General features: G+C 73.1%; 16 protein-coding genes and 1 pseudogene. 8 read left to right on the forward strand and 9 right to left on the reverse strand.

Translation table 11 applies throughout. The annotated features are described in order from the left end of the window. Nucleotides 1–38: 38 nt before the first annotated feature. Together AB0L06_RS41220 and AB0L06_RS41225 are read right to left on the reverse strand one after the other, a co-directional pair. Entirely contained in the window at nucleotides 39–548 is a 510-nt protein-coding gene (locus AB0L06_RS41220) for a cytidine/deoxycytidylate deaminase family protein (RefSeq protein WP_500236958.1), read from the reverse strand. Next, the gene (locus AB0L06_RS41225; protein ID WP_500236959.1) at nucleotides 541–1,227 is read right to left on the reverse strand and encodes a RibD family protein; all 687 of its coding nucleotides are present in this window, start codon (nucleotides 1,225–1,227) and stop codon (nucleotides 541–543) included. The genes AB0L06_RS41220 and AB0L06_RS41225 overlap by 8 nt, the downstream gene beginning before the upstream one ends. Nucleotides 1,228–1,368: 141 nt before the next feature. Here AB0L06_RS41225 and AB0L06_RS41230 point away from each other — a divergent pair, with 141 nt between their 5' ends. The 4 genes from AB0L06_RS41230 to AB0L06_RS41245 all read left to right on the forward strand — a co-directional run bounded on the left by AB0L06_RS41230 (nucleotide 1,369) and on the right by AB0L06_RS41245 (nucleotide 8,246). Then, on the forward strand, nucleotides 1,369–2,505 hold the full coding sequence (locus tag AB0L06_RS41230) for an exonuclease SbcCD subunit D (protein WP_500236960.1): 1,137 nt from the start codon (nucleotides 1,369–1,371) through the stop codon (nucleotides 2,503–2,505). Continuing rightward, the gene (locus AB0L06_RS41235) at nucleotides 2,505–5,549 is read left to right on the forward strand and encodes an AAA family ATPase (protein WP_500236962.1); all 3,045 of its coding nucleotides are present in this window, start codon (nucleotides 2,505–2,507) and stop codon (nucleotides 5,547–5,549) included. Before AB0L06_RS41230 ends, AB0L06_RS41235 begins: the two co-directional genes overlap by 1 nt. Before the next feature lie 207 nt (nucleotides 5,550–5,756). Beyond that, nucleotides 5,757–6,851, forward strand: coding sequence for a hypothetical protein (locus tag AB0L06_RS41240; RefSeq protein ID WP_500236963.1), 1,095 nt, complete (start codon nucleotides 5,757–5,759; stop codon nucleotides 6,849–6,851). 219 nt (nucleotides 6,852–7,070) lie between these two features. After that, nucleotides 7,071–8,246, forward strand: coding sequence for an MFS transporter (locus AB0L06_RS41245; RefSeq protein ID WP_500237004.1), 1,176 nt, complete (start codon nucleotides 7,071–7,073; stop codon nucleotides 8,244–8,246). On the opposite strand, the pseudogene AB0L06_RS41250 reads toward AB0L06_RS41245, so the two are convergent. After that, nucleotides 8,216–9,058 (reverse strand): annotated as a pseudogene (locus tag AB0L06_RS41250) (AraC family transcriptional regulator); the annotation flags it as partial. The gene AB0L06_RS41245 and the pseudogene AB0L06_RS41250 sit on opposite strands and share 31 nt — an antisense overlap. On the opposite strand from AB0L06_RS41250, the gene AB0L06_RS41255 reads away from it, so the two are divergent. The 4 genes from AB0L06_RS41255 to AB0L06_RS41270 all read left to right on the forward strand — a co-directional run bounded on the left by AB0L06_RS41255 (nucleotide 9,051) and on the right by AB0L06_RS41270 (nucleotide 13,042). After that, entirely contained in the window at nucleotides 9,051–9,578 is a 528-nt protein-coding gene (locus tag AB0L06_RS41255; protein ID WP_500236965.1) for a DUF6939 family protein, read from the forward strand. The pseudogene AB0L06_RS41250 and the gene AB0L06_RS41255 overlap by 8 nt on opposite strands. Before the next feature lie 116 nt (nucleotides 9,579–9,694). Beyond that, nucleotides 9,695–11,182: a hypothetical protein gene (locus AB0L06_RS41260; RefSeq protein WP_500236966.1), complete on the forward strand. Its 1,488-nt coding sequence runs from the start codon at nucleotides 9,695–9,697 to the stop codon at nucleotides 11,180–11,182. A 70-nt stretch (nucleotides 11,183–11,252) separates the two neighbouring features. After that, a complete protein-coding gene (locus AB0L06_RS41265; RefSeq protein ID WP_500236967.1) occupies nucleotides 11,253–11,654 on the forward strand; it encodes an NUDIX hydrolase in 402 nt (133 codons plus the stop codon). A 68-nt stretch (nucleotides 11,655–11,722) separates the two neighbouring features. Then, on the forward strand, nucleotides 11,723–13,042 hold the full coding sequence (locus tag AB0L06_RS41270) for a DUF2252 domain-containing protein (RefSeq protein WP_500236968.1): 1,320 nt from the start codon (nucleotides 11,723–11,725) through the stop codon (nucleotides 13,040–13,042). Nucleotides 13,043–13,069: 27 nt separating this feature from the next. On the opposite strand, the gene AB0L06_RS41275 is transcribed toward AB0L06_RS41270, so the two are convergent. The 6 genes from AB0L06_RS41275 to AB0L06_RS41300 form a co-directional block, all read right to left on the reverse strand. Next, nucleotides 13,070–13,642: a dihydrofolate reductase family protein gene (locus tag AB0L06_RS41275; RefSeq protein ID WP_500236969.1), complete on the reverse strand. Its 573-nt coding sequence runs from the start codon at nucleotides 13,640–13,642 to the stop codon at nucleotides 13,070–13,072. 255 nt (nucleotides 13,643–13,897) lie between these two features. Further along, nucleotides 13,898–14,191: a GroES family chaperonin gene (locus tag AB0L06_RS41280; RefSeq protein WP_500237005.1), complete on the reverse strand. Its 294-nt coding sequence runs from the start codon at nucleotides 14,189–14,191 to the stop codon at nucleotides 13,898–13,900. 70 nt (nucleotides 14,192–14,261) lie between these two features. After that, nucleotides 14,262–15,185 carry a M56 family metallopeptidase gene (locus AB0L06_RS41285; RefSeq protein ID WP_500236970.1) on the reverse strand — a complete coding sequence of 308 codons (924 nt, stop codon included), beginning with the start codon at nucleotides 15,183–15,185 and terminating at the stop codon, nucleotides 14,262–14,264. 4 nt (nucleotides 15,186–15,189) lie between these two features. Next, nucleotides 15,190–15,606: a BlaI/MecI/CopY family transcriptional regulator gene (locus AB0L06_RS41290; protein ID WP_500236972.1), complete on the reverse strand. Its 417-nt coding sequence runs from the start codon at nucleotides 15,604–15,606 to the stop codon at nucleotides 15,190–15,192. Nucleotides 15,607–15,677: 71 nt separating this feature from the next. Continuing rightward, nucleotides 15,678–16,712: a C40 family peptidase gene (locus tag AB0L06_RS41295; RefSeq protein ID WP_500236974.1), complete on the reverse strand. Its 1,035-nt coding sequence runs from the start codon at nucleotides 16,710–16,712 to the stop codon at nucleotides 15,678–15,680. 288 nt (nucleotides 16,713–17,000) lie between these two features. Next, nucleotides 17,001–18,635, reverse strand: a complete 1,635-nt coding sequence (locus AB0L06_RS41300) for a serine/threonine-protein kinase (protein WP_500236975.1) — start codon at nucleotides 18,633–18,635, stop codon at nucleotides 17,001–17,003. Nucleotides 18,636–18,765 lie beyond the last annotated feature (130 nt).

Consider the following 18,765-nt stretch of genomic DNA (forward strand, 5'->3'; position numbering starts at 1 on the left):
TCCGCAAGAGGGACGAGACAGTGGTCTCGGCGCTCGTCTCAGGCGGGGCCGAGCAGGTGCGCGTTCGGCCGGCGCGCCGCGGCGGCGAGGGCCGGGAGTTCGACGACCTCGACGCCGTGCGCGCGCAGGTACTCGTCGCCGGTGCCCTCGACGAACAGGGACGGCTCGCGCCAGGCGAACACCACGCGCCGGATCCCGGCCGCGACGATCAGCTCGGCGCACGGCCTCGGCCGCGACCTGCGCGCCCCGCAGGGTTCGAGGGAGCTGTAGATGGTCGTCCCGGACGGGACGGCCTGGGCGTCCAGTTCGGCCTGGGTGCCCAGTTTGGCCAGGGCGGATTCCTCCGCGTGGTCGTGCGGGCTCGACTCGCGGGAGTGGCCGCGGGCGAGTTCCGTGCCGTCCGGGGCGACGAGGACCGCGCCGACCGAGAAGGCCGTGTCGGACGGCGGGCAGAGGGCGGCCAGGTCGCAGGCGAGGGCGAGCCAGGCGGCGTCGCCGGGCGGGGGGCCGTCGGGCTGAGGGGAGCCGGGGCCGATGTCGTCAGGCACGGGTCTCTCCCACCAGGTAGCGCAGCAGGACGAGGTTGCCGATCCGGGTGATCTCCTCCAGCCGCATCGGACGCTCCGGGGACTGCGGGAACACGCCCGAGCCGACGAAGCGCGGCGCGGCCGGGTCGCCGAGGAAGAACGGGGCGACGACCAGCTGGATCTCGTCCACCAGGCCCTGCTGGAGGAACGCGGTGTGGATGCCGCCGCCGCCCTCGACCATCAGCCGCCTCACCCCTCGTTCGGCGAGGTCGGCGAGCATCGCGGGGAAGTGGACGGGGTCGCCCGCGTCCATGACCTCGGCCCGGTCGCCGAGGCGGGCGGCGAGCTCCGGGGCGTTCCCGGACGAGGCGTACACCAGCTTCGGCGACTCGCCGGTGGTGAAGAAGCGCGCCCCTGGATCCAGGTCGCCGGTCCAGGTGACGGTGACCTTGGTGAGGTCGGGCGGGAGGCCCTGGGCGATCCGCCTCTCGCGGCGGGAGGGGCTCTTGATCAGCAGTTTCGGGTCGTCCGCCCGGACGGTTCCGGCGCCGATCAGGATCGCGTCGCAGGTGGCGCGGACCGCGTCCACCCGGTCGAAGTCGGCGGGGGTGGACAGGCGCAGCCGGTCCGGGCTCGCGTCGTCGATGTAGCCGTCGACGGACATCGCACAGCTCAGCAGCACGTGGGGACGATCGCTCACGCGCGCCACTCTAGGCGACCGAACGACCCTCCGCGCTGGGTGCGGACGATCTCACCGAGCGTGACCGAACGCCCGGGAATCGGGGCGGGACGGCGTTTCCGGGCCGGAAGTGTCGGAGGTGACGCCTAGGGTGTGGACGCGATGCGAATACTCCACACCTCCGACTGGCACCTCGGCCGCTCGTTCCACCGCGAGGACCTGCTGTCCGCGCAGGCCGGGTACGTCGACCACCTCGTCCAGACCGTCCGGGACGAGCGGGTCGACTGCGTCCTGGTGTCCGGCGACGTGTACGACCGCGCGCTGCCCGGCGTGGACGCGGTGAAGCTCGCCAACGAGACGCTCGAGCGGCTCGCCGAGCGCACCCGGGTGGTGCTGATCGCGGGCAACCACGACTCGGCGCGGCGGCTCGGCTTCGGGTCCGGGCTGATGGACGCGGCCGGGGTGCACCTGCGCACCGACCCCGCGCGCGTGGGCGAGCCGATCATGGTGGAGGACGTCGCCGTCTACGGCATCCCGTACCTGGAGCCGGAGATCGTCCGCTCGGACTGGGATCTGCCCGAGCGGGGGCACGCCGCGGCGCTCGGCGAGGCCATGCGGCGCGTCCGGGGCGACCTGGCGACGCGTCCGGGCACGCGGTCGGTGGTGCTCGCGCACGCGTTCGTCACCGGCGGCGAGCCGAGCGACAGCGAACGCGACATCTCGGTCGGCGGGGCGGCGAACGTCCCGGCGGCGGTGTTCGACGGCGTCGACTACGCCGCGCTGGGCCACCTGCACGGACGCCAGCGCATCACCGAGCGGGTCCGGTACTCGGGGTCCCCGCTCGCCTACTCGTTCTCCGAGGAGCACCACCTCAAGGGCTCCTGGCTCATCGACCTGCGCCCGGACGGCTCGCTCGCCGAGGAGTTCGTCGAGGCGCCGGTGCCGCGCCCGATCGCGCGCCTGCGCGGACGCCTCGAGGAGCTGCTCGAGGCGTCCCGGTACGACGACTTCACCGGGCACTGGCTCCAGTTCACCGTCACCGACCCGAACCGTCCGACCTCGGCGATGGAGCGGCTGCGGCGGCGGTTCCCGCACACGCTCGCGCTGTCCTTCGAGCCGGACGCGACGGACCGTCCCGCCGAGGACCGCACGTTCGCCGACCGGCTGCGCGAGCGGTCCCACCTCGACATCGCCGGCGACTTCGTCACCGAGGTCACCGGCACGCCCGCGTCCGAGGCCGAGAGCGTCCTGCTGCACGAGGCGTTCGAGGCGTTCCGCCGCAAGGAGGCGCTGCGGTAATGCGGCTGCACCGGCTCGTCGTCACCGCGTTCGGCCCGTTCAGCGACCGGCAGGAGATCGACTTCGGCGCCCTGTCGGACGCGGGCCTGTTCCTGATCCAGGGGCAGACCGGCGCGGGCAAGACCAGCGTGCTCGACGCGGTCTGCTTCGCCCTGTACGGGCAGGTCCCGGGCGTCCGCAACAGCGCGCGCGGGCTGCGCAGCGACCACGCCGCGCCCGAGCTCGGGCCGAGCGTGCAGCTGGAGACGACCGTCCGGGGGCGGCGGCTGCGCGTCACCCGGTCCCCGGAGTGGTACCGGCCGAAGAAGCGCGGCGAGGGCCTGACCAAGGAGAACGCGAAGGTCGTCCTGGAGGAGCTGGAGCGCGGCGAGTGGGTCGCGCTGTCCACCCGGGTGGGCGAGGCCGACGACGTGATCGGCTCGCTGCTCGGCATGACCGCCGCGCAGTTCTGCCAGGTCGCGATGCTGCCGCAGGGCGCGTTCGCCGGGTTCCTGCGCGCGGACGCGAAGGGCCGCCGCGAACTGCTGGAACGGCTGTTCTCCGCCGAGGTCTTCACGGCCGTCGAGAACTGGCTGGGCGAGCGCCGCCGTGACACGGGACGCGAGGCGGACGGGCTGCGCGCGGGCGCCGCGTCCATCGCGGGACGCATCGCCGAGGCCGCCGGGGAACCGAGCCCGCACGAGTCGGTTGCGCTGGTGCCCGCGCCCCGGTCGGGGGCCGGTTCCGCGGACGTGCCGTTCACGGCGCAGGAGACGCTGGAGACGGTCGAGGCGCTGCCCGCCTGGGCGCGCGCTCTCGGGGTCGAGCACACCGATCTGCTGGGCCTCCAGCAGGAGTTGCTGTCGGACGCCTCGGACGCGGCGGTCGTCGCGCGCCAGGCCCTGGACGAGGCCCGTGAGCTGGCCGAACGGCAGCGGCGGCACGCCGAGGCGGTGCGCCGCCGGGACGCGCTCGCCGAGCGGGCCGAGGAGCGCGCCGATCTCGCCGCCCGGCTCGACGCGGCGGCGCGCGCCGACCGGGTCGTCCGGCTCGTCCGGGAGGCGGGCGGGCGGCGGCGGCAGGCCGAGCGGGCGGGGGCGCACGCGTCCTCGGTCCGGGCGCGGGTCGGGTCGCTGGTTCCGCCGGACGCCGCCGAGGACGTCCTCGGCAAGGCCGAACGGGACCGCCGTGACGAGATCGCCGCGCTCGACGGGCGCCGTGCCGTCGCGGCCCGGCTGCGCGAGATCACGCGGGAGCGGGCCGGGCTCGCCGAGTCCCGGTCGCGGCTCGTCGCCGAGTCGGAGCGGCTCGCGGCCGTCCTCGCGGAGCTGCCCGGACGGGTCGAGAAGTACCGGTCGGCCGTCGAGGGCGCCCGGCTCGCGGACGCCGAGCTCGCCGGGGTGCGGGCGCGGGCCGACGAACTGGAACGGCGGCTCGCCGCGGCTCAGCGGCGCGACCACCTGGCCGTCCTGATCGACCAGGCCGAGGACGCGCGCAGCGCCGCCGTCGACACCGCGCAGCAGGCCCGTGACCTGTACCAGGATCTTCAGCAGGCGAGGTTGTCCGGCATGGCCGCGGTGCTCGCCGCCGAGCTGGAGCCGGGCGGGCCGTGCCGGGTGTGCGGTTCCACCGAGCATCCCGCGCCCGCGGCCTCCGACGCCGGCATTCCGGACGAGGACGCCGTCGAGCGCGCCCGAGAGGCGTTCGAGGGCGCGCAGTCGCGCCGCGAGGAGGCCGCGCGGAAGGTCGACGCGCTGCGCGTCGAGCGCGACGCGAGGCTGGAGGTCGCGGGCGAGGAGCCCGCCGCCGACATCGCCGCCGAGCGGGACGAGGCGCGCGTCCGGCTCACCGAGCTGGCCTCGGTGGCCGCCGAGGCCGACCGGCTGGAGGGTGAACTCCGCCGCGCCGAGGCCACGGTCGAGGAGAAGCGCGCCCGGAACGAGCAGGTCGCCGCCGCGATCCAGTCGTCCGGCGCGCGGGACGACGCGCTTGCGGGCGAGCACGCCCGGCACACCGCCGACCTTGCCGCGGCCTGCGGGGACGACCCGTCCCTGGAGGCCCGTGTCGACCGGCTCGACCGGGAGGCGTCCGCGCTCGCCGCCGCCATCGAGGCGCTGCGCGCGGCCGAGACCGCCGCCCGCGAGCTGGCCGCCGCCCGCGAGGCCGCCGCGAACGCCGCCGCCGAGGAGGGCTTCACCTCGACGGACGCCGCGTCCGCCTCCTACCTGGACGACGAGGACCAGGCGCCCCTGCGCGAGCGGATCCGCCGGTTCGAGGACATGGAGGCCGTCGTCCGGCGTGACCTCGCCGACCGGGCGCTGACCGCTGCGGCGTCCCGTCCGGCGCCGGATCTCGAGCTTCTGACGGCGGCCGTCGAGCGCGCCGACGCCGACCGCACCGCCGCCGCGTCCGCCGTGTCGCGGGCCGGGCAGCGGCTGTCCCGGGTGACCGCGCTCGGCGGCGAGCTCGCCGGGGCCGTCGCGGCGTGGCGCCCGGCCGCGGAGGCGCATGCCGTCGTCGAGCGGATGGCGGGCCTGACCTCGGGCAAGTCGCCCGCGAACCGGCACGCGATGTCGCTGTCGGCCTACGTCCTCGCGGCGCGGCTCGAACGGGTCGTCGCCGCCGCGAACGAGCGGCTCGCGCGGATGTCCGGCGGACGCTACGTCCTGCGGCACACGGTCGACAAGGCGGCGGGCGACCGCAGCAAGAGCGGCGGCGGCCTCGGCCTGCGCGTCGTGGACGCCTGGACCGGCAGCGACCGCGACCCGGCCACGCTGTCCGGCGGCGAGTCGTTCATCACCTCGCTGTCGCTCGCGCTGGGGCTCGCCGACGTCGTCACCGCCGAGGCGGGCGGCACCGAGGTGAACACCCTGTTCGTGGACGAGGGCTTCGGCACGCTCGACGACGAGACCCTCGACGAGGTCATGGCCGTCCTGGACGCGCTGCGCGACGGCGGCCGGGCGGTCGGCGTCGTCAGCCACGTCGCCGAGCTCCGCACCCGCATCCCGGCGCAGCTCCGGGTCGCCAAGAACCGCACCGGATCGACCGTCCGCGTGGTCGTCTAGCGGGCCGAGCGGGTCCAGCGCGCCGAGCGGGCCGAGCGGGGTTCACGCCGTGTCGTGTCATGACATCTTGGGTTCGGTTCCTCCCGGCATGTCTTTTCTTGAAACGTTGATAGTTGCGGAGTCACCTAAAACGCTGCGCGGCCCCTCGGGTTCTGGCTAGCCTCCCGTGCGTCTCAAGATCATCTTCTTTGAGTGTGGGTGGAACACGTGCACAAGAGAGCAAGGATCGCGCTCATCGCGGGCGGCTCCGCGGCGGCGGTGGCCGCCGTGGGCGGCGCCGTCGCGCTGGCCGTGCCGGACGCGAGGTCGACGGCCGCGCCGAGCTCGAGCAGCGAGGCCGCGTGGCGGATCGTCCAGCCGTCCGACCGGGCCGGGAAGCAGGTCCTCGGGATGGCGTCGACGCCGGCGGGTGGCATGTGGTCCGCGGCGTACGACTCGTCCACGTACAAACTGACGATGTCGCGGCTGACCGCCAAGGGCTGGACGCCGGTGGCGGTCCCGACGTCCATGAACCGGACGCTGCCCAAGGGCGTGTCCGCCACGTCCGCCTCCAACGTGTGGGTGGCCGGTCAGCGGACGGACCCGGGCAACAACCGCGTCCTGGAGTGGAACGGCACCGCGTGGAAGGACCACGACCTCGGGGCGGGCTACTTCCCCGAGGGCGTGGTGACCACGGGGCCGAAGTCCACGTGGGTGTACGCGATCGGCCAGACCTACGTCCGCTACTGGAACGGGTCGTCCTTCAAGAACCAGACGGTCGGGATCCGGCCCTGGTCCGTCGGCGGCACCAAGTCGGCCGACCTGTGGGCCGTCGGGCATGCGAACGGCGTCCCGGCCGTGGCGCACTGGAACGGGACGTCGTGGAAGCGGTCGTCCCTGCCGTCGATCCCGGGCCTGGACACGCAGGGGGAGGCCGCCTCGACCTTCCGTGCCGTGACGGCGCTGTCGGCGAAGAATGTGTGGGCCGCCGGAACCGTCCACGTGAAGCAGAGCGGGAAGACGGTCGCGAAGGCGCTGCTGGCCCACTGGAACGGCACCGCCTGGAAGGTCGCGCTCGGCGCGTCCGGCACGTACTACACGGATATGGCGCCGGACGGCGCGGGCGGGATCTGGATCTCCCAGGGAACGACCATGCGCCACCGGACCAGCGCGGGTACCTGGACGAAGGCCGCCCTGGCCGTCCCGGCGGGGGTGACCACGACCTACGTCAGCGTCATGGCCAACCAGGCCGGAACCAAGACGGTCTGGGCCGCCGGCGGTCTCTACACCAACGGCAAGATGCAGTCCGCCTACTGGCACTAGCGGGTAGGTGAGCGGGGCCCGGCCTGGTTCGCCAGGCCGGGCCCCGCGCCGTTTCCAGGCCCGCGGACGGATGAGGGATGTCCACGCCGGGTGCTCGGCCGCGGACGCCGGATCAACGGGGCTGGACGCTGGATCAACCGCGTGCCCCCGTGCCGCTGAAGTCTGGTGGGCATGTTCGGTGATGGTTCACATGGCGGCCGTGGCGCCGCGCTGGTGGCGATGTTCGCGGCGAGTCTCTCCCTGGTGACCTCGGAGTTCCTGCCGCCGGGACTGCTCACCACGATGGCCGGGGACCTCGGCGCGAGCGACGGGGCGGTCGGACTGTCGGTCGCCGCGACCGCCCTGACCGCGCTCATTGGCGCGACCTGCCTCGGCATGGCCTTCCCGCGGGCCGACCGCCGCCTGCTCGTCGCGGTCCTGGGCGCGGTGGCGGCGGTGTCGAACGTGGTCGTCGCCGTCGCCCCGACTCTGTGGGTGCTGCTTCTCGGACGGCTCGTCCTCGGCCTCGCCGTCGGCGGCTTCTGGTCGCTGGCCCTGGTGGTCGTGAGCTCGTTCGCGGACCCGTCCAGGATCGGCCGGTCCATGATGGTGGTGAACGCCGGGACCATGACGGCGACCGTCGGCGGCGTGCCCCTCGGGATCCTGCTGGGTTCGTCGCTGGGCTGGCGGACGGTCTTCCTGCTCGCCGCCGGGCTGTGCGCGCTGTCCGCCGCCGCCGTTCACCTGACCGTGCCGCGTGTCGAGCCTGGAGCGGCCGGACGCGGGCGGCTTCTGGAGGCCGTCCGGCTGCCCGGGGTTCGGACGGGTCTGGCGGGCGTCGTGGCGGTGGCGGCGGCGCACTTCGCCGCGTACACCTACGTCCGTCCGGCGCTCGAACTCGATCCGTCCGTGACGTCCCGGGGGAGCGCCGCGCTCCTGGCGCTGTTCGGAGTCGGCGGCCTGGTCGGCAACCTGGCGATCGGTGTTCTGATCGACCGGTGGCCGGCCGCCTTCCTCGTCCTGATCCCGGTGACCGTGGCGGTTTCGGTGCTGGTGGTCGCCGTCCTTGGCGGGAGCGTGCCGGCGGTCGTCGTCGCCGTCCTGGCCTGGGGTGTCGCCTTCGGGGGCGTCATCACCATGGTCTCCACGTGGGTCGCCAGGGTTGCGCCGGGGCGGATCGAGCCCGTCAACGCGCTCGGCATCGCCGGTTTCCAGCTGGCCACCGTGCTCGGCTCGTCCCTCGGAGGGCTCGCGGTGGACGTCCTGGGCGTCAGGGCGGACTACGTGCTGGCCGCGCCCTTGGCGGCGCTGGGCGGCGTCCTTCTGCCGTTCTCGGTGCGCCAGCGCGCCGGGGACGTCCCGACGGCGCGGGTGAACGCGCGGGAGAACGCGGCCGAGGATCCGTACCCGAGCTGACGGGCGATCCGTTCGATTCCGAGGTCGCCGTCCCGCAGGAGCCGCTGGGCCCGCTCGACCCGGACCGCCGTCACATGACGGACGGGGGTGTCCCCGACCGCGCGGCGGAACCGGGCGGCGAAGTCCGAACGTGACAGCAGCGCCACCCGGGCGAGCTCGGCGACGGACCATGCCCGTCCCGGGTCGTCGTGAATCGCGGCCACCGCCCGGGCCACGTCCGCGTCCTCGACCCGCATCAGCCAGCGGTCGGGCGCGCAGCCGCGTTCGAGCCACGAACTGACGGCCAGCGAGGCCAGCAACGTCGCGGAGTGCCGCAGGACGCCCGACCGGAACTCCCGCTCGCCCTCGAGCAGCTCTCCGAAGAGGACGTCGACGAGGGGCTCGTGCCGGGCCAGGTCCGTGAGCAGGATGCGCGAGGGCAGGCCCGGCCCGCTCCCGTGTCGCGCCAGCCCGACCGTCCGTAGGCGGGCGTCGGCCAGCGCGTGCAGCTCGTGGCGGACGCCGGTGGGGAAGCAGACGAGGTCTCCGGCCGCCAGATCCGTCGTCCCCTCACCGCGAACCCGCACGAGCCCCTGCTGGACGAGCGTCACCCGGCTCGTCCCGGACGGCATCTCGCGCCAGGTCCCCGCCGTGAGCGCGATGTCATCACCGCCCGCGAAGTCCCAGCTCAACCCGGATGCCCACTGAACGCCGTCGCGCTGACCGTCCACCACCCCTCCGACAACACCCCGATCCCGACCGCCATTTCCACAGGTAGTACTCATATTGAGAAGAACTGTCGTAGGCAGGTGACAGGGTTCTGGCATGCCCATCCTTCTGGCCAGCAGGCGTCGCACCACTCTCGGCCGCGACTTTCCCGACGCTCTGATCGTCGACGTGACCTCCCGGGGCCCTGAGCCCTGGGTTCGCCTCAGCCCGTTCTGGCCTCACGGCGGCATCCCCGTGCCCGGCCACCCCGAACGGACGTCGCAGTCCGTCGAAGGGGTCTGGCAGGCGCTGAAGGTCTTCGCCGGAGAAGGGGAGGATTTCGGCAAGCTGGACATCGTTGCGATGAAGGGCATCAAGCGAACCGTCCGCCGTCTCGGCCCGCCGCTGGGCCACCGGCTCGACGGACGCCTCCTCGGGTACGAGGAGGCACGGCGAACGATCTACCTGCCGACCTACCGCTGGATGCTCGAACACCGGGCCGCTGATCTCGTCGCCGAACTCCGAGCGCTGAGCGCCGACCGAACCGTCATCCTGCTCGACTACACCACCAACGGCGACGTCGCGAACCTCGCCACGCCTCTCTCCCACGCGGCGCTCCTGGCCCAGCGCATCCAGGAATCCTGAGCGCCCATCCCACCTGAACAGCGAACCTTACTACGTCAAGGCGGCGGGCCGGTCGCAGCGTCCCTGGTCCGGAAATCTGGTGGTGCACGCGTCCCGCCACCTGCCATCGTGCCGAGATGAGCGAGCCGGACCTTGCCGCGAGCCTGGGCGAGATGGTCAAAGAATCGAACACCCACGGCAGCCCTGGGAGCGCAGAGGCGTTGGCCGCCCGGCTCTCCGAGCTGCCCGACGAGGACGGCGTCGCCCGGATCGTGCTGGAGGCTCTGCGGGGCGCCGGTCCACGCGCGTGGGTGCGGCTGGATGACGAGCTGCGGTACTGCGACAGACAGCGGCGTGCCGCCGAGCGGGTGGAGCCGTCCAGCGCGCTCGGGGTCCTCCGGGCTCTGTGCTCGGCGGACGGACGCGTCCGAGAGGAGGCCCTGCGGCGTTCGGATGAGCTGCCGCGGCTGCTGCCGATGGTGGTGATCCGGGCGGCCGACTGGGCGGCGCCGGTCCGCGACGCGGCGCGCGCGGCGCTGCCGGGCTTGCTGAGGGACGCGCTGGGAACGGCGGACGGGCGGGCGGTCGGGCTCGTGGCGCTGGCCACGAGCCTGGCCGGCCGCCGACGCGGCGGCTTCGTCGTCGAACTGGTCGCGAGGCTTCTCGCGGACGTGCCGTCCGAGGTGCTCGCCGCTGTCCGGCGCGCGGACGACCGGTTCGTGCGGCGCATGGCCTGCGATGTCTGGTTGGGCCGTCCTGACACGGACGTGCTGGACATCCTGGACGCGGCGCTCACCGAACCCGACAACGTCTGCCGTTCGCGGTGTGCACGGTTCGTGGTGGAGCAGGCGCTCGCGGAACACCGTCCTGACCTGGTCGAACCGCTTCTGGCGGCGGCAGGCGGTGACCTGCGCGCGCTGGCGCTCGAAGCACTTGTCCGGATGGGGCGTCCGGGGAAGGGACGGGCGTTTCTCGGGGACCGCTCTGGAGGGGTGCGTTCAGTCGCGCAGTGGGCGGTGCGACGTGACGGCGAAGACCCGGTGTCCTTCTACAGGGAGGCATTGCCGGCGGGCGCGGACGATGGGACGGCGGCGGTCGCCGGGCTGGTCCTGGGCTTGGGGGAGTGCGGGACCCGTGAGGACATGGCGATCGCGGCGCCGTTTCTCCGGCATGGGACACCCCGCGTCCGTGCGGCGGCGGTTCGCGCGGTCTCGGCGCTGGGCGGTCGTGGTGGCGGCTGGGCGGCGCTGCTGGCCGACCCCGCGCCGGCCGTCGTCCGCACGGTCAGCCGGACGATGCTCGCGTTGGAGGTGACCGTCCCGGTGGAGGAGCTTCGAGAGCTGTTGGCCGCGGCGCGGCCCTTGCATGTGCGGAGGGCTGCATATCTGTTGCTGATACGCCGCGACACCTGGACGCGCCTCGACGCCGATCTGCGGCTGCTGGCCGCCCGTGACCCGGAACTCGGGGAGGTGGCGCGGGCTGACCTGCTCGATTGGCTGCGGCGTGAGGCCGCCACCGCCTACGGTCGTCCGCTGGGCGGAGGGTTGGAGCGGCTCGTCCGGGATGTCGGTGGTGTGCTGCCCGAGGAGGCTGAGCGGCGGCTGCGCTGGCACCTCGGCCTGTAGTGGCTGGTGCCGGGGAGGCGGGCGTGGAACGGTGGGACGTATGGGGAGATCTCCGGTGTGGCCTGTGTCCGTGAAGGGTGTCGCCGCCGTCGACGGACGGGTGGTGTTGCTGAAGAACGAGCGGGACGAGTGGGAGTTGCCCGGCGGGCGCCTTGAGGCGAGCGACGCGACTCCTGAGGGGGTGGTGGAGCGGGAGATCGAGGAGGAGACGGGCTGGGGTGTCGCGGTCGGGCCGTTGCTGGACGTGTGGATCTACGAGCCGTTGCCCGGGGCGCGGGTCGTCATCGTCACCTATGGATGCACTGTGCTGACGCCGGATGTCGCGCCTCTGGTGAGTCATGAGCACAAGGAGGTCGGGCTTTTCGCCGCCGACGAGATCCCGGGGCTCCGCATGCCTGAGGGATACAAGAGGTCGGTTTCCGCCTGGTTCGGCCAACGGGAGATGGGAGGACTCTCCGGGGAGCCGGGCTGAACTGACTTTTGGCGAGTGTTTGGCCGGTCTCTGCGGTTGAAGGCGTAGATGCCTGGAACATTCAGGTCATGGCCGGTTCGCCGCGTGAGGAGTACAAGGCGGGCAAAGCGCTGCGCAAACGCGTCAAGAGGAGCGCGCACGCCGAGTGGGAGCCGCTCGCGCACCGCCGGGACCCGACGGCGGTGATCTTCGCTCAGGACGAGAGCAGGCTGCGGGACCTGGTGCCGATCCGGCACGAGCGCATGGCGGCCAACCCGTTCGCGTTCCTGCGGGGCGCGGCGGCCGTCATGGCGGGGGACCTCGCGACGACGCCGTCGACGGGGCTGACCGTCCAGGCGTGCGGGGACGCGCACCTGATGAACTTCGGCTTCTACGCCTCGCCGGAGCGGATCCTCGTCTTCGACGTGAACGACTTCGACGAGACGTTGCCGGGCCCGTGGGAGTGGGACGTCAAACGGCTCGTGGCGAGTTTCGCGGTGGCGGTGCGCGACCAGGGGTTCGGGGACGGCGTCGCGCGGAGGATCGCCCGCCAGGTCGCGACGTCCTATCGGGAGCGGATGCTGGACCTCGCCGAGCGGACGAACCTGGACGTCTACTACACGATGACCACGGCGGAGGACATCTACGCGCGGATCACGGGGAAGGGCGCGCGCAAGCGGGCGCGCAAGCTGATCGACCACACCCGGGGACGCGACAACCTGCAGGCGGTCGAGAAGCTCACCCGGCGTGACGGCGACGCGCTGCGCATCGTCGACCAGCCGCCCCTGCTGGAGCACGTCGGCGCGTTGGAGGTGGCGGACATCGTCGGGCGCAGCGTGGACGAGTACGCGCGCTCACTGCGCGACGACGTCGGGTTCCTGCTCCGCGAGTACCGGTACATGGACGCGGCCCGGAAGGTCGTCGGGGTCGGCAGTGTCGGGACGCGCTGCTTCATCGTCGTCCTGCAGGGGCGGGACGTCGGGGACCCGCTCGTCCTGCAGATCAAGGAGGCGGGACGGTCCGTCCTGGAGCCGTACCTGTCGCCGAGCGCGTTCCGGAACCAGGGACGGCGGGTCGTGGCCGGGCAGCGGATGCTCCAGTCGGTCAGCGACGTCTTCCTCGGCTGGTCCGCGGACGGCCCGCACGACTACTACTGGCGGCAGCTGCGCGACATGAAGGGCTCGGTCGACATCACCGACATGAACGAGTACGGCCTCGGGCTCTACGCCCGCTTGTGCGGCGGCACCCTGGCCGTCGCGCACGCCGGCACCGGTCCGCGCATCCGGATCGCCGGGTACCTGGGCCGTTCGGACGCCTTCGACCAGGCCGTCGCCGACTTCGCGATGGCCTACGCCGACCAGAACGACCGGGACCACGCCGCGTTCCAGGCCGCCGCCCGGCCCACCTGATCACGTTCCTCGCCGGGCCCGGAAGTCCTAGTGGACGACGTCGAGGACGTTCAGCTGGAGCCCGTTGGAGAACGCCTGGTGCTCGACCAGCTTCAGGTGCTGGGTGTCCTTGTCGGTGGTGCTGAACAGGCGCTTGCCCGCGCCGAGCAGCACCGGGAAGACCAGCAGGTGGTAGCGGTCGATCAGCCCGGCGTCCGACAGGGCGTGGTTGAGCGAGGCGCTGCCGTGCAGGATGATCGGGCCGCCTTCGGTCCTCTTCAGCTCGGCGACCTCGTCGATGGAGCGCAGGATCGTGATGTCGGCCCAGTCGTCGACCAGGTCGTCCTCGGTCAGGGTGGTGGACACGACGTACTTCGGCAGCGTCTTGTACCGGGCGAACTCGGCCATGCCCGGCCAGACCTTGGAGAACGCCTCGTAGCTGGTGCGGCCCATCAGCATCGCGGCCGCCTCCTCCTGCTCCCGCCCCTTGATCTCGAACGCCTCGGGGACGAAGTCGACGCCCTTGAACGTCCAGCCGGAGTTGCGGTAGCCCTCCTCGCCGCCGGGCGAGTCCACGACGCCGTCGAGCGAGATGAAGGCGGTGCTGATCAGGGTGCGCATGGGTCTCTCCACAAGTGTTTCGTCGGCCATCCGAAACTGCCACGGAACCTAGCGCGGCCCTCTGACAGTGACCGGTCGACAGTGTGCAAGTGCAATGTGTAGTGGACCTGTCACTATAAGTGCTCACTGTTCGACCGTGTCCCGGGAGGGGCGGCCCATGCGCCGATCCATCGTTCGCTGCCAGCGGCGCCAGAACGTCGGCGCGATTCTCCTCGCCCCTGACCGCGGTAGGCCCCTTGAACAGGGCGGAGGGCGTCAGAGGTAGAGGCCGGTGCCGTGTTCGGTGCGCTCGCTGGCGATGGCGTGGAGGTCGCGTTCGCGCATGACGAGGTAGTCCTCGCCCTGTATCTCGACGACGTACTGGTCCTCGGGGTGGAACAGGACGCGGTCGCCGACCTTGACGGTGCGGACGTGGTGGCCCACGCCGCAGACCTCGCCCCAGCTGAGCCGGTTGGACTGCTCCACGGTGGCGGGGATGACGATGCCGCCGGTGCTGCGGCGCTCCCCGCTCTCCTTCTCGACCTTGATCATGACGCGGTCGTGGAGCATCTGGACTTCGAACTTGGCCTGGTCGGACACCCTCGGAAGATACCAGTAACGGGGGGTCCGTCCGGCTGCCTCAGCAGGTGGGAGGGATGGACGCGATCGTCAGGACCACGGTGGTCAGGGGCGCGACGACGGACGCGGCGGCGGCGATCCGGGCCAGCGGGCGGGTGATCGGACGGGGGGCCGGAGCGTCGTCCAGGCGGGCCAGGCGGTGGGTCAGGGGACGGTCCCCGGCGGCGGCCAGGGTACCGGACGGGCTGGGCAGCAGGACCAGGTTCTGCAGCGCGGACCGGACGGCCTCCGGGCCGTGCCGCCGGACGGCGGCGTCGTCGGCGGCCATCTCCAGCAGCAGCGGGACGGTCGTCATGGCCCGGCGGAGGGTCGGCAGCCACGGCAGCGCGGCATGGCTGAGGTCCAGCAGCATCAGCAGGGCGTGGTGGCGTTGCCGCAGGTGGGCGCGCTCGTGGGCGAGGACGGCGGCCAGCTCGGCCGGGGCCAGCCGGCTGCGCGCCCCGCTGCTGATCACGATGGAGCGGGCGCCCGCGGGCAGGCAGTAGGCGACCGGCAGCGGGTGGTCGAGGAGCAGGACGTCCGGGTGCCGGTCGTCCGCGCGGGCGACGAGGCGGAGCATGTCGCGGTGCCGCCGGCGGCTCCGGACCGTCCGCCAGGCGCGGGGGACGCCGCGCGACAGCCGCACCGAGCACAGCACGACGATGGCGCAGCTGCCGAGGCCGCTCCACAGCAGGCCGGGGTGGGTGTGCGGGGTGAAGCAGGTCGACAGCATCTCGGCGAAGCCGTGACCGGCGGCGCCGGGCCAGAACAGCAGCAGCGTGACCAGGCCGAACAGGGACGCCCACAGGCCGAGGACGGCGCCCGTCCAGCACAGGACGGCGCTCGCCGGATGGTGGCGCGCGAACGACATCCCGTCCAGGGACGTGCCCGCGCACCACCCCAGCGCGGCGATCAGGAAGACCAGCTGGACGCCGAGGAAGACCACCCCGTCAGCCCCGAGCCCCGCCGGAACCGGCTCCGGGGCCGGTGTCGGTGTCGCCGTCGGTCGTGCGGGCGTTCAGGGCGTCCAGCATGCGGCGCGCGTCGGCGTCGGGGACGCTCTCGACCAGCCGGGCCAGGATCGCGCCCTGGTCCGGGGAGTCGGTGAGGGCGTCCAGCATGATCGCGACGGTGAAGTCGTCGCGGCTCTGCGTCGGTCCGTACCGGAAGGCCTGGCCGTCCGGGACGCGGCGCAGCAGGCCCTTGCGGGTCAGCCGTTCGGCCACGGTCTGGACGGTGTTGTAGGCGAGCCGCCGTTCGGCGGTCGCGTTGAGCAGGTTGAGCAGCTCGCGGACGCGCAGCGGCTCGTCCGCCGCCCACAGCGCGTCCATGACCGCCCGCTCCAGCGCGCCGCCGAGATCGCCCACGTGGCCCTCCTTGCCGTTCCCGCCCCCGCCATTGTCCCGCATGGCGGGGGAGCCCGGTCCGGCCGGGACGGTCACGACAGCCGCACACCCCCGGCGAACGGGCGTCCGCCCATCGGGCTGATCTTGACGACGTCGCCGGTCTGCGGGGCGTGGACCATCTTCCCGTTGCCGACGTACATCCCCATGTGGTGCAGGTCGGAGTAGAAGAACACCAGGTCGCCGGGCTGGAGCTGCGCCTGGGTCACGTGCGTGCCCGCGTTGAACTGGGCGCCGGTGTAGTGCGGCAGGTTGATGCCGACGCGCGCGTACGCGTACAGGGTCAGCCCGGAGCAGTCGAAGCCCTTGATGTTGGCGCCCTGCGCGACGCCGAAGCTCGGCCCGGACGCGGTGCCCCCGCCCCACGAATAGGGGACGCCGAGCTGGGCCAGCGCGTACCGCAGCGCCTGCGCGCCCTTGCCCGACCCGGGCACGGACGGCGCGTTCCCCGGCTTCTGGCCCTGGCCGGACTTGGGGGCCTGGGTGTCCAGCTGCCCCTTGGCCTTGTCGTACAGCTTGGCGGCGGCGTCGCGCTTCTTCGCCAGGTCCGCGCGGAGCGCCTCGACCTGCTTCTTGCGCTCCTGCGCCTGGAGCCGCGCCCGCTGCGCGCCCTGCACGGCCTGCATGAGCGCCGAGATGCGGGTGCCGTTCTGCGTGGCGAAGAACCGCAGCGTGGATGCCTGGTCGAGCAGCGACTGCGGGTCGGAGGTGGCGAACATCCGCTGCGTCGGGTCGGTCTCGCCGTTGATGTAGCTGGTCGCGGCGACCCGGGCGATGTCCTTGCGGACGGCCTCCAGTGACCGTTCCTGCTGCCGCGCGATCCCGTCCGCGGCCTTGGCCGCGCGCCGTGTCTCGGCGAGCTTGACCTTCAGCCCGTTGTACTGCTCGGACAGCTGTTCGAGCTGGTCGTGGAGCTTGTTCACGTCGGGCTTCGGCTTCGCCGGTGCGGCCGGTGCGGCCTGCGCCGGCGGGACGGCCACCGGGGACGTCAGGGCGACGGCGGTGATCCCGAGGACGGCGATCGCCCGATGCCGGGGGACCGGACGTCTGACCGTGCTGGTGGAGCGCACGTGCTCTCCCTTCGCGAGCCGCCGCTCGGGGCGGCCGGGGGTGTGCGGCTGGCGGAGGCCCCGGGATCACGCCACCTCGGGGTGGCGGCGCGGTCCCGGGCCCTGTGGACTCCCGGCGCGCCCCTGGGGAAGGGCACGGCGGCGCCGGCGCGTCCGCCGGATGATCCGGGCGGACGTGCCGACTCCTACGAAGCGTAGGAGCTCCGGCGAGCGAACGCCACCCAACCCCCATCAGTCACGCAAGTCCGACTCGTCCCTTCCGTGTGGGACGGCGGCGAGGGGCGACGGCTACGGACGGCGTCGGCGCGGGCGGGAGCGCACGGCGGCGAGCAGCTCCGCCGCCTGCAGGGTCGGCTCGGCCTGAGGCCCGAGCGTGTGCGCCGCGACCTGGTGGACGTACTCGGCCTGCGCCTCCGCGTCGGCCGTCTGCCCGAGGCTCAGCAGGATCCAGCCGATGAGCTGGCGCGTCTCGAGCGTGTCCTCGTGGTGCTCGCCGAGCGCCGCGACCCGCGCCGGGAGCAGGACCTGCGCCTGCGCCATCGCCTCCTGGTTCCGGTCGAGCATGTGCAGCGTCCACGCGAGGGTGCTGCGCGTGTCCATCGTGGCCGGGTCCTGCGGGCCGAGCGCCGCCTCCCGGTCGGCGAGGACGCCCGCCGCGACCGGCAGCGCCTCGGCGTGCCGTCCGAGCATGTAGAGCGAGGTCGCGACCAGGTGCCAGCTCGCGAGCGTGTCCGGATGCCGCTGTCCGAGGACGCGCGTCCGCCCCTGGGCCGCGGACGTGAGCAGCGGCAGCGCCTCCGGCTCCCGGTCGAGTTCGTAGAGCGTCCGGCCGAGCAGGTGCCGCGCCGCGAACGACGCCGGGTGCTCGACCCCGAGCAGCCGCTCGCGCTCCCGGACGATGTGGTCGGCCAGCGCCAGCGCGAGCTCGGCGCGCTGCTGCTCCAGGTGCTCGTTCGCCACCTCGAACTCCCGCTCCAGCGGGACGGCCCCGGGCACGGCCGCGTGCGGCGGGACCGGAGCCTCCGGCGGCACCGGCCCGGCAGGCGGAACCAACCCCGGCGGTGTGGTCGGAGCGGCCAGGGGAGTGGCAGGAGCGTCGGCCTTGAGAAGGGCTTCGAGGCGCCGGACGACGGTGTCCGCGTCGGCCGGACGGCCCGACGGATCCTTCGCCAGCAGTTCCAGGACGAGCGCGTCCACGTCCTCGGGCACGTGCGGGTTCACCGCGCGCGGCCCGGACGGCTCGACGCTGAGGTGCGCGTTGATCAGCGCCGGGATGCCCTTGTCGGTCGGGAACGGCGGCCGCCCGCAGAGCATCTGGTGGAGCAGGCAGCCGAGCGCGTACAGGTCGGTGCGTCCGTCGATCTCGCCGGTGGAGATCTGCTCGGGCGCCATGAACACCGGGGACCCGACGACGGCGCTGCCGGTCAGGCCGGTCGCCGACTGCATGAACCGCGCGATGCCGAAGTCGCAGACCTTGATCCAGCCGCCCGAGGTGAGGAAGAGGTTGGCGGGCTTGACGTCGCGGTGCACGATGCCCCGCGCGTGCGCGGCCGCGAGCGCGCCGCCGATCTGCACGGTGTGCCTCAAGGCGTCTTCGAGGGGCAGGCCGTCCGGGTGGCGGGCGAGGTGGTGCGCCAGGTCCTCGCCGTCCAGCAGTTCCATGACGAGGTACAGCAGCTCGTCGTCCACGTCGATGTCGTGGACGACCGTGATGCCCGGATGCTGGAGCGCCGCCGCGAGCTGCGCCTCCCGCCGGAACCGCGCGACCATGCCGGGCCCCGCCTCGGACGCCGCGGGCAGCACCTTCACGGCGACCGGACGGTCCAGGCGCCGGTCGGACGCCCGCCAGACCTCGCCCATGCCACCGCGCCCGATCCGCTGCTCCAGCAGGTACCGCCCACCCAGCTCACGCCCCGCGTACACCCGCACCCCTCCCCGCGTCCGAGGTTGCGATTGTGCCGTGGACGGCCCGCCGACGCGGCACCGGGTTCCACTCGGATCGTCCTCACAGCCCTCTGACCTGCGGAATCATCAACCTTGGGGTGATCCCCAG

It is taken from the genome of Spirillospora sp. NPDC052269, assembly GCF_040679435.1.
Lineage (GTDB): Bacteria > Actinomycetota > Actinomycetes > Streptosporangiales > Streptosporangiaceae > Spirillospora.